Origin of the sequence: Roseibium sp. MMSF_3247 (assembly GCF_030733765.1) — a bacterium.
Taxonomy (GTDB): Bacteria; Pseudomonadota; Alphaproteobacteria; order Rhizobiales; family Stappiaceae; genus Roseibium.
Genome location: NZ_JASHII010000007.1, coordinates 128,495 through 143,536 on the forward strand (window position 1 = coordinate 128,495; position 15,042 = coordinate 143,536).

A 15,042-nucleotide genomic window follows, 5' to 3' on the forward strand; every position below is an offset into this window, starting at 1 on the left:
ACGCGCAGTCCTTGAATTGTGCAATGCAGTGGTAGTTCTGCGCATTGACAGAAATGAACCTCCGCCCTAACTAGTAAGGTATCCTTATTAATTTGAGCTGTTCATGACACTACCTCCACCCAATATCGGTGTGACGATGCTGATTGTCGACCTGGCGCGCATGCTGCGCCGTCAGTTCGAGGCGGCCCTTGCCGATGTCGAGACAGGGTTGACCGTTGGCGAGGCCAGGACGCTGTTTTACGTCTGGCGAATGCCGGGCCAGCGGCAGGCGGTTTTGGCAGATGCGATGTACGTGGAACCGATGACCCTTGTGGGCTATCTCGACTCGCTCGAAAAGTCTGGCCTTATCAAGCGCCAACCCGATCCGTCCGACAAACGGGCGAAACTGGTGCTGCTGACCGAAGACGCCGACCCGCTGCTGGAGCGCATCAGCGTTGCTCTGGAAGGTGTAAGGGCGCGCGCGCTGGAAGGTGTTATGGGGGAAGACCGCAAGGTGCTGGAAACCCTTCTTCAAAACATGAAAGATAGTCTTTTGCTGCTTTCGCCGAACGGGAAGGGCAAATGACAGCAACACCTTCCACTTTGATGAGTGCCCGCAGAACGGCACTGCTCGGCGCCGGTCTTGTGGCCGTCGGGCCCATTTCTATGGCGCTTTATACGCCTGCTATGCCGGCGCTGGTTGAGTTTTTCGGCACGACCGACGGTGCGGTGAAGCTGACCCTGACATCCTATTTTGCCGGATTTGCCGCCACACAGCTGGTGTGCGGGCCATTGACCGACGCATTCGGCCGCAAGCCGATCACAATCCTGTTTCTCGGCATTTATCTCATCTCAAGCGTGCTGGCGACATTCAGCCCCACAGTAGAGTTCATGGTGGCAGCCCGCGCCCTTCAAGGGGTTGGCGCTGCGATCGGGATTTCTGTCTCGCGTGCAATTGTGCGAGATCAATTCACCGGTCAGGCGTCCGCGCGGATTATGAACACCATTGCCATGATGCTGGCGCTTGGGCCGGCGCTTTCGCCAACGATCGGCGGATTCGTGCTCGAGCTGTTCAGCTGGCGGGAAGTCTTCTGGTGCATGGTGATCTACGGCGTGGCGCTGATGGCGGCCGTGACCGTGTTTCAAGTGGAAACGAACCCATCGCCGGGCAAACATCACCTGAACCCGCGTCAGCTCGCCATCAATTACACCACGCTTTTGAAAGATCCACGGTTTCTCGCACCGGCAATCCTGATTGGCTGCGGCCTCGGCAACATCTATGCCCTCGCAACCGTGCTGCCCTTCGTGCTGATCTACGAAGTCGGCCTGTCGCCCTCTGTCTTCGGCCTCACCATGATCTTGCAGTCCGGGTCATTTATCCTCGGCACAGTGGTCACCGGTCAGCTGTTGAAAGTGACTGACGCGCACAAGCTGGTGCCCTTCGGATTGGTCATGCTGGTTGTTGCCTCTGTCTTGATGTGCGGCATGACACTGACACAAGCGCCCTCCGTGGCGTCCGTCATGGCACCCGTTGGCTTGTTTGTATTCGCCTTGGCGTTTGTTCTTCCGGCAAGTTTTACAGATTCCATGGCCCCGTTCCCGCACATTGCAGGCGCAGCTTCGTCCATGCTGGGGTTTCTTCAGTTCGGCGGCGGTGTGGCTGCAAGTCTGATCGTGGCCGTTGTCGGTGATCCTGTTCTCGGCCTTGCTTTTGTGCTTCCGGCAATGCCAGTGGTGGGCGTTGCCTGTTACCTGTTGCTCCGCGGCCACGACACCCAGCACGCCGCAGCCGAATAACCACATCATGATTATCCCGCGCATTGCGGGATTCATTTGCTTGACCTGCCGTCAAGAGCGGGGCATCAGACGAGGCTTCTGGTCCAATTGGTGGACGATGAAGGACGACTGATGGCCAAAGCTGCTGCCTACACCTTGCCGGAGAGCCGGGCCCATGTGATGGGCATTTTGAACGTGACACCGGATTCCTTTTCCGATGGCGGCCGGTTCGATGCGACGGACAAGGCACTTGAGCATGCCCGGTCCATGATCGCCGATGGGGCCGACATATTGGACATTGGCGCGGAAAGCACACGGCCCGGATCTGAACCGGTTGCGCTAGAGAACGAATGGTCCCGGCTTGCACCGATTTTAGAACCCGTTTGCGAGCTTGGGTGTCCGGTCTCGATCGACACCTATAAGGCGGAGATCGCACGTCGGGCTGGTGCTGCAGGTGCCGCGCTCGTCAACGATGTCTGGGGCCTGCAAAAAGATCCGGCGATGGCCGACACGGTTGCCGAGCTCGGTGTGCCGGTCGTGATGATGCACAACCGTGATTATGCCGATGCCGACATCGACATCCTCGCTGACATCGACCGGTTCTTTGAAACGTCCATGGCGTTGGCTGAGCGGGCTGGCATCGCGGAAAACAAGCAGATCCTCGACCCAGGATTTGGTTTTGGCAAAACCATTGATCAGAACTTTCTCATTTTGAACCGGCTGGAGACCTTGCATAAGCACGGCCTGCCCATTCTTGCCGGCGCGTCGCGGAAACGCATGATCGGCGCGGTTTTGGGCGTTGAGACCGAGGAACGGCTTTTTGGCTCCATCGCCGTGCATATGACAGCCGTTATGAAGGGTGCTTCAATAATAAGAGTTCATGACGTACGTCCACATGCCGATTGTGTGCGTATATCGGAGGCAACACGACTGGAACGGAACCCCGTATAAATGACCCTCCATCAAACAAACCTTGTTACGGCCGAAGTGGCTGCACCGACCCGATGTGCCCTCGGCCTCGGGTCGAACATAGGCGACACGGCCGCGCATTTGAAAAAAGCGCTGGAGCATCTGGACGCCAGTGAGGGAATTACGGTTGTCGCCAGATCGTCCGATTACCGCACACCGCCCTGGGGGCCGGTACCACAGGACGACTATCGGAACATTTGTGCAGTCGTCGATACCACCTTATCGCCTCAGGACCTGTTGGCGCGGTGTCTTGCCATTGAAACCGAGCTGGGCCGGGTCCGCGAAGTTCGCTGGGGGCCGCGGATCATAGATATTGATGTCCTGATTTACGGAACCCGGACCGTCAACGAGCCCGATCTGGAGTTGCCGCACCCACGCATGGGAGACCGCGCCTTTGTTCTGATCCCGCTTGCCGAAATCTGGCCGGATGCGCCGTTGTCGGATGGTCAGACAGCCGCGGATGCTCTGACAACCTGCCCCGATCAGGATGGCGTGGTGAAGATATCCGGGTGATGACCGGTCGGAACTTTGGTTGATTGCTTTACGGCCTCAGCCCGACCTCAGGCTAATCCTACAAAACTCTGCATGTGAAAGCGGCCGTTCGTCGCGTCCGGCGCGTGGTTCTGGCCGATAGGACAGGCTTTGCGGGCCTCGCATCCGGTCCAGCATCCGGCATCCGGTGTTCTGCCGAGATACTGAAGGCACCGTGGGACGTCATAGCCGGTGTCCAATTGAATGGCGTCGACCGAGCAGGCCGTCAGGCAGGGTTTTTCTTGGCATGTTATGCAAGGACCAGGAGTGTCTTCGCCAGTTGAGGTGTCCAGCTCATTGGTGGACAGAAAGGCGGCCCGGAGCCCGGCCCAAGGCCCGTATGTTGTGTGCGTGAGAAGTCCAAACGGGCTCTGGGAGAACCCTCCGCACTTCAAAGCCCATTTTTGAAACGGATGATAGGGCGGGCCGTCAAACGGAAAGAGCGGCAGGAATCCAAAGTCGTCCGCAAGATTGCTCAACACCCGCCGTGTATATCGATCCATCGGATCCGGCTGGCCGTCCTGAGCTTCCGGTGCTGCCTTGAAAACTTGCCATAGGCTTGGGCCGGTGCTGCCGATAATCAGCAGTGATTTGGGTGCAGAACCGGCGCTGATCTCCGGAACATGGTCTTTGCTGTCCGGCTGAAAACCACCGACCAAAAGAAAACCCGCCGCAACAAGCTTTTCGGAAAAGCGGGTTGCGGCGGGTGTGTTCATGGCTCAGCCGAGCCGGTTGCGCTTGGCAAGCGTGCGCAGGCGCAGAGCGTTCAGCTTGATGAATCCGGCAGCGTCTTTTTGATCGTAGGCGCCGTGGTCATCCTCAAAGGTTACCAGCTCTTCTGCATAGAGCGAATAGGGCGACGCACGGCCGACAACGATCACGTTGCCCTTGTAGAGTTTCAGGCGAACGGTGCCAGTCACGTGCTCCTGGCTCTTGTCGATCAGAGCCTGCAGCATTTCCCGCTCAGGTGAGAACCAGAAGCCGTTGTAAATCAGCTCGGCGTAGCGCGGCATCAACTCGTCTTTGAGATGGCCTGCGCCGCGATCGAGCGTGATCGATTCCATGGCGCGGTGCGCCTGCAGCAGGATCGTGCCGCCCGGGGTCTCATAGATGCCGCGGCTCTTCATGCCGACAAACCGGTTTTCAACCATGTCCAGGCGGCCAATACCGTTGTCGCGGCCATAGTCGTTGAGCTTTGCGAACAATGTGGCCGGGGACATTTTTTCGCCGTTCAGAGAAACCGCATCGCCTTTTTCAAAGCCGATCTCGATTTCTGTGACAACGTCCGGGGCTTCGGTTGGGTCAACAGTGCGCTGGAACACATAATTCGGCGCTTCCTCGTTCGGATCTTCCAGAACCTTTCCTTCGGAAGACGAGTGCAGCATGTTTGCGTCCACTGAGAACGGGGCTTCGCCGCGCTTGTCTTTCGGCACCGGGATCTGGTTTTTCTCGGCGAAGTCCAAGAGGTCGGTCCGGGACTTGAAGGTCCAATCCCGCCATGGCGCGATCACCTTGATGTCCGGGTTAAGCGCATAGGCGGAGAGTTCGAAGCGAACTTGGTCATTGCCCTTGCCGGTTGCGCCATGGGCAACCGCATCGGCGCCGGTTTCTTCGGCGATCTCGATCAAGCGCTTGGAAATCAGCGGACGGGCAATCGAGGTGCCGAGCAGGTAGACACCTTCATAAACGGCATTGGCCCGGAACATCGGGAAGACGAAGTCGCGAATGAATTCTTCGCGCAGGTCATCAATGTAAATTTCCTTGATGCCCATCATCTCGGCTTTTTTGCGCGCCGGTTCCAGCTCTTCTCCCTGACCGAGATCTGCCGTGAAAGTCACCACTTCGCAGCCGAGTTCGGTTTGCAGCCATTTCAGGATGATGGACGTGTCGAGGCCGCCGGAATAGGCCAGCACGACTTTCTTGATGTCACCATACGCCATTGAGGGAGGATCCAGTTCGTGAGTTGTGCGGAAAGGTCCGCTTCGTTGAAATTTTGCGGCAATTTAGCCGGTTCTATTCGCCGCGCAAGCCCCAGAAGTGTGCAAAAGACCGCCGTTTCAATGATCCTTCGCTTGAAACACGCGTGGAGCAGGCCGCAAGAAGGGTTGCAATTGCCAGCCGGGCGTCTGAGGGTGTCGGAAGGGCGAAGCTTAACCATGTGGGGGCTGGCGCGGAGGACCCATGAACCTGATTGACTTCAAGCTCGACGGCTATGATTACCTGACCTTCTTGATCGGTGTTCTGGCGGTTGTCGCCTTCTTCTATGTCATGATCACGCTGGGCGGTCTTCCAGGCAAACTCGCGGAAAAGCGCAAGCACCCGCATGCTGAATCCGTGAAACTGGGCGGTTGGATTGGCCTGTTTACGGTCTTTCCCTGGATTCACGCGTTGATGTGGTCCTACCACGATTCCCTGACGATCGACATTCGCAAGCTTCCGAAGGGGAGTGAGATCAAGGCAAACGAAGACGCCGGGGATGGAGGGGCGGATCAGTTGTCAGCGACGCCGGTCCTGTCCAGTGCCACCGGTGAAGCCGAGACTCAAGTCAGCGCGCAATCAGAAGAGCAGCCCAAGCCCGGGGGCGCGGCATGACGATTGCCCTTCTGATCCTTGGGGCCTATGGCATCTTTGCCTGGCTGGTTTTCTACAAGTTCAAACTTCTGAAGTTCAACGTTGCCTGGGGTGTGGTGACCTTCTGGGTTGGGTTTCACGTCCTGTTTCTTCTGGTCGTGTTCCTGCGCTTCTTCGCGCCTTACACGATTGACGGACATGTGATCCGCCAGACGATCCAGATCGCACCCCGGCTGCCGCATCCGACCTTGTTGCAAGAGGTCTTCGTCACTCAGAACCAGCCGGTAAAGAAGGGCGACAAACTCTATCAGTTTGAATCAACGCTCTATGACGCTCAGCTTGCAGAAGCGCAGGCCAACCTTGTCGAGGCGCAGCAAAATGCGCTGATCCTTCAAGAAGATGTCGTTCTCGCGCAGGACCAGCTGGCACAGGCTGAGGCCAATGAAACTTTCGCCGCTGAGCAGGTCAAGCGCTATACGGATCTTGTTCCGAAAGGCGGCGCGCGCCAGGAAACGCTGGATCAATGGACGGCACAATTGGCTGGGGCAAAAGCGCAAGTCGCCGAGGCAGAAGCGAATGTGACGAAAGCGCAGCTCGCTGTCGCGGCGCAAATCGATGGTGTGAATGCCCAGGTGGCCGCAGCTCAAGCCCAGGTCGACCAGGCGCAGTATTATGTTGATCAGACCACCATCTATGCGCCGGAGGACGGCCGGATCATCAGTCAGCAGGCGCGTCCCGGACTTGTTGTGGGTGGCTTCCGGATCGCATCCATCGCCGCCTTTGTTGCGGATGCAAATCCCTATTTCCTTGGGACCTTTTATCAGGAACACCTAAAATTCGTCGAGCCCGGCCAACCGGTTGAAGTTGCCCTGGATATTTATCCCGGGCAGGTGTTTACCGGAAAAGTGAAGGCGATTTGGGAAGGGACCGGGCAAGGTCAGATCAAGCCGAGCGGAAATGTGCCGAACTTCCTGTTCATGCATCCGCAGGGGCGATTTGCGGTTGAGATCGTCATGGATAAAGATCCGGCGCTGAAGCGATTTCCGGGCGGGGCTCATGGAGCTGCGGCGATCTATACGGGCGGCGGCGGTGAATGGGTATCCGTGCTGCGCCGGGTCAATATGCGGTTGTATGCCTGGGTGAATTTCATCATCCCGTTTGATGTGTAGGTGATGACGGTGAGCGTGTTTCGACAATTGGGTTTGATTGCCAGCGTTGCAGGCGCCGCTCTCCTGTCCGGATGTATGGTCGGTCCGGATTTTGAGCGCCCCGAGGCTCCGGCGCTCGACAGTTGGGGTGAGGGCGCAAACCTCACCGTTGATCACCGCACCGGCTTTACCACCCGCAGCGCTGCCTCCGTGCCGTGGTGGCATGTGTTTAAGGACGAAACGCTGAATGGCCTGATCGCGGAGGCCTACCGTCAGAACGTTGAGCTGCAGGCAGCCGGTGTCCGGGTTTATCAGGCGCGCGCCCAGCTCGGCATTGCGCGCGGCGAGCTGTTTCCTCAGGTCCAGCAGTTGAAAGGGAACTCGGAGAACATCCGGTTCAGCACGCAGGATCCGATCATCCGTGATCTTGAGCGGGCCGGACTGGTGGACAGTCACATCTCGCGCGTTTCTGCAGGGTTTGACGCGGCTTGGGAAATTGACATCTGGGGCAAGATCCGCCGGGACGTTCAATCTGCCAAAGCGAATTTGAACGCCAACCTGGCGTCCTACGACGATGCGCTGGTGACGCTCACCGGGGATATTGCGGCGACATACGTCACCATCCGCGAGCTGCAACAACTCGTTGCCTCGAGCCGGAAGAATGCGGCGCTTCAGAAAAAGTCTCTGAACCTTACTCAGCTCCGGCTGGAAAACGGCGTTGCATCCCAGTTGGATGTTCATGAAGCGACCGTTCTTTACAACAATACCCTGGCAGCCATTCCGGGCTATGAAGCTGAACTTGCGCAGGCCTACAACGCCATGAGTGTGCTGTTGAGCGAGCCGCCGGGTAAAATGAAAGCCCGATTTTCCGGCCGGTCAGGCTTTCCCCGGGTGCCAGCGGAAGTCGCGATCGGCGTTCCGGCGGACATGTTGCGCCGCCGCCCCGACATTCGCCAAGCCGAGTACATCGCAGCTGCCCAATCGGCACAAATCGGTGTAGCCAAGGCGGATCTCTTCCCGGCATTCACCATTGCCGGGGCGATCGGTGTACGGGCAGATGATTTTTCGAATCTCTTCACGGGCGGGGCGACAGCAGCCCTCTTCAATCCCGGTTTTTCCTGGAATTTCCTGAATTACGGCCGGATCCAGAACAATGTCCGGGTGCAAGACGCCAAGTTTCAGGAAGCTTTGCTGAACTACGAAAACACGGTGCTGTCCGCTTATGCGGAAGTGGAAAACGCGCTGACCGGGTTCTTACGTTCCAAGCAGCAGGCGCTTTATCTTCGGCGGAGTTTGAGGGCGGCTCGCAGTTCTGTCGGCGAGGTTGAAGCCCAGTATGAAGACGGTACTGCGTCCTACAATCGCGTGGTTGATGCGCAAAAGAGCCTGCTTGTGGCCGAGGAGCGGTTGATTGCTGCGGAAGCGAATGTGCTGACCAACCTCGTTGCGGTTTACAAGGGGCTCGGTGGTGGCTGGGCGCCAGAGAACGTCCGCGGTCTCATTTCCGATGAAACCCGGGCCCAAATGGCGGACCGGACACGCTGGGGACAGCTTCTGGATAACCCTGCGGGACCTTCGGGGAAAAGCTAGGATCAGGACCCGATGAGCTGATCAAGCAGACTTTTTTGCAGCTTCAGTTTCAGGCGCAGCATATTGCGCCAAGAACAGATCGACACTTTCGTTGATGATCTTGTCCATCTCGTCGCGTTCGGCGACCCGATTGGCATAGATGTTTGGAAAAAAGCTGCGGGACTTGATGAGGCCGAGAAACTGTTCTGCCGCGACGGCCGGATCTTGAACCGACAAACGCCCATCGGATGTCGCCCGCTCCATGAACTCTGCGAAAATGCTGAGCTTTGTCATGCGGGCGTTCATGTCCGCCGCCAGCTCCGGATCCCGGATCGTTTCGCTCATAACCATGCGGGCAAGGTTCATGAAGCATGGCGAAACCATAAGCTCGCCTTCGGCCCAGCCGAGTTCGATCAAGGCATCGCGGATCGGTTTGTCCCGGTCATAAGGGACCTCAAGCGCTGAATTGACCTGGTCTGCCAGGCATTGGTTGATCGCTTTGAAAAGCGTTTCCTTGCTTTCAAAGTGATTGTAGACGGTGCGTTTGGAAACCTGCGCCCGTTCCGAAATCCGGTCCATGCTTGCACCGGCAAAACCTTTTTCCTGGAACTCGGCGATGGCCGCTTCGACGATTTGTTTCTTTTTCTGGTCGGATACCGACATTGTTTACCCAGCGCTTCTTATCGCTCTTTATTCCCAAAATTTGAGCCCTATGTAAACTAGGGCGTTTACAGATGCAGATCTAGAGATTACACTGCACAGTGTAGTTTACATCCTTCAGCCAGTCTAGGCCAGCCAAGGGAGACGCCTCCTCATGTCTGTAACTTTGAAAATTAACGGGGAAACGCGCACGCTTGATGCGGATCCCGAGAGCCCTCTGCTGTGGGCTCTGCGCGACGAGCTCGGAATGACCGGCACCAAATTCGGGTGCGGCATCGCATCATGCGGTGCTTGCACGGTCCACTGGGACGGTATGCCGATCCGGTCTTGCCAAACCATGGTCGGTGACCTTGAGGGCGCCGAAATTACCACAATCGAAGGCGTGAACGGAAAAGCCGCCAAAGCCGTTCAGGAAGCCTGGAACGAACTGGATGTGCCGCAATGCGGGTACTGCCAGTCCGGTCAGATCATGGCAGCCACGGCACTTCTGACCGACACTCCAAAACCGACCGACGAAGATATCGACGCCGCCATGGACGGAAACGTCTGCCGCTGCGCGACCTACGCCCGGATCCGCAAGGCGATCCATGCCGCAGCCGACAAGATGGAGGCCTAAGTCATGTTGCATCTCCTTCAAAAACCCCTTGAAGCTCCCAAGCCGAGCCGCCGGACATTCCTGAAAATGTCAGCCGGTGCAGTTGGTGGTCTGATCATCGCCGCCAAGATGCCAAACGCGGCGAAAGCCGCTGCCGATGCGGGTGAATTTGTTCAGCCGTTTGTGCACATCCGGCCGGACAACACGGTTGTTGTTTTGTCCAAGCACCTCGACAAGGGTCAAGGCACGGCAAACGGTCTGGCAACACTGGTTGCCGATGAACTCGACGCATCGAACGAGCAAATTGTGCTGGAGCTGGCCCCGTCCAACCCACAACTTTATGCCAACAGCCTGTTCGGCGTTCAGGGCACAGGTGGGTCTACAGCCATGCCGAACGCCTTCATGCAGTACCGCCAGGCGGGTGCCGCTGCCAAGGCAATGGTTGTCTCCGCGGCTGCCAAGGAATGGGGTGTGCCGGCCGGTGAAATCACCGTTTCCGGGGGTGTTGTTTCTCATTCCTCCGGCAAATCTGCAACGCTCGGTGAGCTTGCAGGTTTGGCAGCAAACGAAGATGTTCCGGCTGAACCGGCCCTGAAAACACCGGACCAGTGGGTCTATATCGGCAAGTCTTTCCCGCGCAAGGACGTCAAGAACAAAACGGTTGGTGCGCCGAACACCTACACCATCGACTTCAATCGCGAGGGCATGCTGACCGCAACGGTTGCGCGTTCGCCGCGGTTTGGCGGCACGGTCAAGTCCTTCGATGCGACTGACGCCAAGAAGGTCGCAGGTGTCGTCGACATCTTCCAGATCCCAAATGGCGTTGCCGTGGTCGCAGAAAGCACCTGGCCGGCCATCAAGGCGCGCGATCTTCTGGAGATCGAATGGGACGACAGTGCGGCTGAGACCCGCTCCACCGACGCGATGATGACCGAACTCAAGGACATGACCACCAAGCCGGGCCTCAAGGTTCGCGAAGATGGCGATGTCGATGCTGCTTTGGAGGCGTCGGCAAAGGTTATGGAAATCGAATACGATTTCCCGTTCCTGGCTCATGGCGCCATGGAGCCGCTGGATATTGTCGGTGAATTCGATGGTGAAACGGCACAGTTCTGGTTTGGCTCGCAAATCCCGACCATCGACCATAACGTTGCCTCCACCATCCTCGGCATTCCGTTCGAGAAGGTCAGCATCAACACATTGTGGGCCGGTGGATCCTTCGGACGCCGGGCGCAAGGGGATGCGCATCCAGTCTCGGAGATTTCCTTCCTGTTGAAGGCGATGCGGGAAGCCGGCATGGAGCCGCGTCCGGTGAAGATCGTTTGGACCCGTGAAGACGACATGGCTGGCGGTTACTACCGCCCAATGTCAGCCCACAAGATCAAGGTTGGTCTCGACGGCGACGGCAACGTCACGGCGGTGAAATACAACATCGCGGCGAAGTCCATCATCAAGGGCACTGCCTTTGAGCCGATGCTGATGCCGAATGGTGTGGATCACAACATGACCGAAGGGGCATCCGACACGACCTATTCGTTCCCGATGATGAACATGGATCAGGCATTCCAGGAAACGCCGGTGCCGGTTCTATGGTGGCGGTCTGTGGGGCACACCCACACAGCCTATGTCATGGAAACGATGATCGACCGGATCGCCAAGGAAACCGGCAAAGACCCGGTGGCTCTGCGCCTTGAGCTTCTCAAGGACGATCCGCGCAAGACGAATGTGTTGAAGCTGGCTGCCGAAAAGGCCGGTTGGGACACGCCGTTGCCGGAGGGCCGTCATCGCGGCGTTGCCGTTCACAAGTCCTTCGGGTCTTATGTGGCGGAGGTTGTCGAGATCTCTTTCCGCGAGGATGGCACGGTCAAGGTTGAAAAGGTTACAGCGGCCGTCGACTGCGGTGTTCCGGTCAATCCGGACAACATCCGTGCACAGGTTGAAGGCGGCATTGGCTATGGTCTCGGCGCGATCTTGCGCAACCAGGTGACGCTCTCCGACGGCTATGTCGAAGAGACAAACTTCGACACTTATGAGTCGTTGCGCATTTCCGATATGCCCGAAATCGACGTGCACATCGTTGCCTCGACCGAAGCTCCTACCGGGATCGGTGAGCCGGGAACACCGCCAATTGGTCCGGCTGTGGCCAATGCAATTGCGGCTGCAAAGGACGAGTGGATTACAAGTCTGCCGTTCACGAAAGCCGGTCTGGTCTAGGACGGATCAGATGACGAATGCGAAAGGCCGCCCTTGAGGCGGCCTTTTTGCTGTTATGGGATCAGAGCGCTGTTACGCCCTACGCAGAGCAACGATCCCGGCAACGGCAAGGCCGTACAGCAAGTGCCCAAAGAACGAGGCAAATGCCAGATCCCCAAAACCCAGAAACGCTGGAAAGCCGGCGACCAGGTGCGCCATCACATACATGGCAAAGATCCAAAGGCCGATGCCGAAACCAGCGCCTGTCAGTGACCAGGGAAACTCGACCGGCAGAAGCCGGGCGATGGGTTGCGCGACAAAAAGGTAACCGAGCGGATAGATGATAAGACCGGTTGCTATGTGGATCGTCTCGGCCAGAAAACTGGAGGATATCCCGAAACTGGATTTGATAAGGCCCGCAGGCTCCAAGGGTCCTACGATCAAAAGAGGTGTTACACCCCGCGCCCAAACTTCCCAGACACCGGTGGCAACCAAACCGGCGAGGAGCAGAGTGATGACTGTGGTTGGGGTAAGAGGAGGTAGGAGGTGCGGCGCACTTGGCTCGTGGCGGCGGGAGCCGCTGTAATCAATACTCGTCATAACGATCTCCGGGAGTTTCTGTTCGGCAGAAAAGCCGGGACCAACCCCGGCAACCCTTGACATGGGGATTGAAAGCGTCACGTTCAACTCACAGATGAGTTAGGAACTGATCGGTTTGGCAAAGCCCTAATGCGTCCGACGCAACTCTTCCTGTCATGATCCCAAACCGTACCGCTCCAGTATCATTTGAAGAGAGCCATCGGACCGCATCACGTCAAACGCCTCCCGGATCGGCCGAAGTATTTCTTCAGGCGTTTCGAGAGTTGCAGCTATGGAAACGTCGAACCGGTCCAGGACTTCGCCCGGAACCAATCGCTCCGGATCGAGCCCCTCTCGTTCCATCGACCAGAGCGCCAGCATTCTGAAACTAATCATTGCGTTCGAGTTGCCATACGCCAACATTTTCACCATGGAAAAATTGTCTGGCGCGACGTCCAGATTTTGAAGCCCCAGACGGATCCCGAGCTCTTCCATCGCAGACCCGCCCTGTACTGTAATGCTGGGGAGTTTGCGCGCAGCGTCGAGTGTCAGGATGGGGCCGTCGTCAATGGTGTAAAGGCGGACTTCTTCGGTGAGGATCGGGACGACCCATTTGTATCGCGTCTCGCGATCCGGCGTACGGGCCAATGGCGCCATTAAGACGTTTTCGCCTTGTTTCAGGGTCTCCATGGCTCTGCGCCAAGGCAGCGAAACGATTTCCAAAGGAGCGTCCAGACGCGACAAAAGTTCGCGAACCACGTCGATAACAAACCCGGTACGGCCTTCATCAGATGGCAGGGAGTAGGGCGGCACTTCCGCGGTTACAAATATATATCGTTGGGCAGCTATAGACGCCGTCAGCGGACCAAAGCCGAGGCTTGAACAAATACCGAAAATTATATGTCTGCGTGTAACTTGCCTTCCGGCCATATTCTGTCACCCAGCAACCCTACATTGATTGTAGTTGGTGCACGGGCGTTTGCTGGCAAGGTGGAAGCAACAATCCTGCGGTTTGATCCACTGGATACCGGGACGAGATAGTCCCGGATTTCATCAATAAACCGCAGCCTTTTTTGCCGCCAATGCATCCCGGTCCTTCTTGCGCATGCGCTCAGAGGCCGACTTCAGCTGACCGCAGGCGGCAAAGATATCGCGTCCGCGCGGGGTGCGGATCGGAGAGGCGTAACCGGCCCGGTTGACGATGTCGGCGAATTCCTCGATCCGCTCCCAGTCGGAACAGGCATATTGCGAGCCCGGCCAGGGGTTGAACGGGATCAGATTGATTTTCGCCGGAATGCCCTTCAGCAGCCGGACCAGCTCCAGCGCGTCCTCGTTGCTGTCGTTGATGTCTTTCAGCATCACGTATTCAAAGGTGATGCGCTTGGCGTTGGACAGGCCCGGATAGTTGCGGCAGGCGTCCAGGAGTTCCTTGATGTTCCACTTCTTGTTGATCGGCACCAGAATGTCACGATCCTCGTCGCGGACCGCGTGCAGGGAAATCGCCAGCATGCAGCCGATTTCATCGCCTGTTCGGAAAATTTCCGGGACAACGCCGGATGTCGACAGGGTGATCCTCCGTTTGGAGAGCGACAGTCCGTCCCCGTCTGAGGCGATGAGCAGGGCCTTTTTGACGTTCTCGAAATTATAGAGCGGCTCACCCATGCCCATCATGACGATGTTTGTGACCAGACGGCCTTCGGACGGCACGATCGCGCCTTGCGGCGTATGTGCATCCGGAAAATCTCCAAGCCGGTCGCGGGCAATCAGGATCTGGGACAGGATCTCTTCAGATGTCAGATTGCGGACCAGTTTCTGTGTGCCGGTATGGCAGAAGGTGCAGGTGAGGGTGCAGCCGACCTGGGACGACACACAAAGCGTGCCACGACCTTCTTCCGGGATGTAGACGGTTTCGACTTCGACAGGGTTTCCGGCGCCGCGCGGCGTAAACTGGAACAGCCACTTGCGGGTGCCATCGACGGAGATCTGTTCCGACACGATCTTCGGGCGGGCAATGGTGAACGCCTCATCCAGCTTGGCGCGCAAATCCTTGGCGATGTTCGTCATCTCCGCGAAGTCGGAAACGCCGCGCACATACAGCCAATGCCACAGCTGCGACGACCGCATACGCCATTGCTTTTGCGGCACGCCGATCGTTCCCAGAGCTTCGCCAAGTTCCTCGCGCGACAGGCCGATGAGCGTCGGCTTGTCGTCATCTGCGCCCGGAGTTGCTGCAATGCCTGTAACTGTTTGCGCGTTGGGATTTTCCCGCGCAATGTCGAGCGTAACCGCCATTTTGTGATCCGTTTTTTGTCCGGCCACGAAAGCGTGCCGCCTGCCGCGGCGGCGCTGATGCCGGTTCACCTGTTATTGTCAGGGAAATGCTGATGGTCTCAAAACCACAAAGCGCCCGGAAAATCAAGTTTTCCGAGCGCAACGGAGCTATGCGTGAAGCCGTCCGGGAGACGATGCCTG

Annotated in this window: 15 protein-coding genes; 9 read left to right on the plus strand and 6 right to left on the minus strand. The window is 57.6% G+C overall.

The features are described from left to right. The first annotated feature begins 103 nt into the window (after positions 1–103). From RBB44_RS21085 to folK, 4 genes are all read left to right on the plus strand, one after another. Positions 104–565, plus strand: coding sequence for a MarR family winged helix-turn-helix transcriptional regulator (locus tag RBB44_RS21085; protein ID WP_133952355.1), 462 nt, complete (start codon positions 104–106; stop codon positions 563–565). Continuing rightward, positions 562–1,776, plus strand: a complete 1,215-nt coding sequence (locus tag RBB44_RS21090) for a multidrug effflux MFS transporter (protein ID WP_306149689.1) — start codon at positions 562–564, stop codon at positions 1,774–1,776. Before RBB44_RS21085 ends, RBB44_RS21090 begins: the two co-directional genes overlap by 4 nt. Positions 1,777–1,887: 111 nt before the next feature. Further along, positions 1,888–2,706 carry a dihydropteroate synthase gene (gene folP, locus RBB44_RS21095; protein ID WP_306149688.1) on the plus strand — a complete coding sequence of 273 codons (819 nt, stop codon included), beginning with the start codon at positions 1,888–1,890 and terminating at the stop codon, positions 2,704–2,706. Continuing rightward, positions 2,707–3,237 (plus strand): 2-amino-4-hydroxy-6-hydroxymethyldihydropteridine diphosphokinase, encoded by a 531-nt coding sequence (gene folK / locus RBB44_RS21100; protein WP_306149687.1) that lies wholly within the window; start codon positions 2,707–2,709, stop codon positions 3,235–3,237. It begins immediately after the preceding gene. A gap of 47 nt (positions 3,238–3,284) precedes the next feature. Here folK and RBB44_RS21105 read toward each other — a convergent pair whose 3' ends face one another. Both RBB44_RS21105 and RBB44_RS21110 read right to left on the minus strand, forming a co-directional pair. After that, positions 3,285–3,971 carry a hypothetical protein gene (locus RBB44_RS21105; RefSeq protein WP_306149686.1) on the minus strand — a complete coding sequence of 229 codons (687 nt, stop codon included), beginning with the start codon at positions 3,969–3,971 and terminating at the stop codon, positions 3,285–3,287. A 3-nt stretch (positions 3,972–3,974) separates the two neighbouring features. Further along, entirely contained in the window at positions 3,975–5,195 is a 1,221-nt protein-coding gene (locus tag RBB44_RS21110; protein WP_209176187.1) for an argininosuccinate synthase, read from the minus strand. Between the two features lie 241 nt (positions 5,196–5,436). Between RBB44_RS21110 and RBB44_RS21115 the strand changes: the two genes are divergently transcribed. The 3 genes from RBB44_RS21115 to RBB44_RS21125 are packed head-to-tail and all read left to right on the plus strand — an operon-like array spanning position 5,437 to position 8,564. Beyond that, positions 5,437–5,847, plus strand: a complete 411-nt coding sequence (locus RBB44_RS21115) for a DUF3302 domain-containing protein (RefSeq protein WP_306149685.1) — start codon at positions 5,437–5,439, stop codon at positions 5,845–5,847. After that, positions 5,844–6,995, plus strand: a complete 1,152-nt coding sequence (locus tag RBB44_RS21120; RefSeq protein ID WP_306149684.1) for an HlyD family secretion protein — start codon at positions 5,844–5,846, stop codon at positions 6,993–6,995. The genes RBB44_RS21115 and RBB44_RS21120 overlap by 4 nt, the downstream gene beginning before the upstream one ends. Positions 6,996–7,004: 9 nt before the next feature. Continuing rightward, a complete protein-coding gene (locus RBB44_RS21125) occupies positions 7,005–8,564 on the plus strand; it encodes an efflux transporter outer membrane subunit (RefSeq protein WP_306149683.1) in 1,560 nt (519 codons plus the stop codon). Positions 8,565–8,585: 21 nt separating this feature from the next. On the opposite strand, the gene RBB44_RS21130 is transcribed toward RBB44_RS21125, so the two are convergent. Beyond that, positions 8,586–9,206: a TetR/AcrR family transcriptional regulator gene (locus tag RBB44_RS21130; protein WP_133952335.1), complete on the minus strand. Its 621-nt coding sequence runs from the start codon at positions 9,204–9,206 to the stop codon at positions 8,586–8,588. 151 nt (positions 9,207–9,357) lie between these two features. Here RBB44_RS21130 and RBB44_RS21135 point away from each other — a divergent pair, with 151 nt between their 5' ends. Next, positions 9,358–9,819, plus strand: coding sequence for a (2Fe-2S)-binding protein (locus RBB44_RS21135; RefSeq protein WP_040451073.1), 462 nt, complete (start codon positions 9,358–9,360; stop codon positions 9,817–9,819). 3 nt (positions 9,820–9,822) lie between these two features. After that, positions 9,823–12,012, plus strand: coding sequence for a xanthine dehydrogenase family protein molybdopterin-binding subunit (locus tag RBB44_RS21140; protein WP_306149682.1), 2,190 nt, complete (start codon positions 9,823–9,825; stop codon positions 12,010–12,012). Between the two features lie 72 nt (positions 12,013–12,084). On the opposite strand, the gene RBB44_RS21145 is transcribed toward RBB44_RS21140, so the two are convergent. The 3 genes from RBB44_RS21145 to rlmN all read right to left on the minus strand — a co-directional run bounded on the left by RBB44_RS21145 (position 12,085) and on the right by rlmN (position 14,862). Then, positions 12,085–12,591 (minus strand): hypothetical protein, encoded by a 507-nt coding sequence (locus RBB44_RS21145; RefSeq protein WP_306149681.1) that lies wholly within the window; start codon positions 12,589–12,591, stop codon positions 12,085–12,087. Positions 12,592–12,744: 153 nt separating this feature from the next. Beyond that, complete coding sequence (locus RBB44_RS21150; RefSeq protein ID WP_306149680.1) at positions 12,745–13,383, minus strand: ABC transporter substrate-binding protein; 639 nt, start codon at positions 13,381–13,383, stop codon at positions 12,745–12,747. A gap of 240 nt (positions 13,384–13,623) precedes the next feature. Continuing rightward, positions 13,624–14,862 carry a 23S rRNA (adenine(2503)-C(2))-methyltransferase RlmN gene (gene rlmN, locus RBB44_RS21155; RefSeq protein ID WP_306149679.1) on the minus strand — a complete coding sequence of 413 codons (1,239 nt, stop codon included), beginning with the start codon at positions 14,860–14,862 and terminating at the stop codon, positions 13,624–13,626. Positions 14,863–15,042 lie beyond the last annotated feature (180 nt).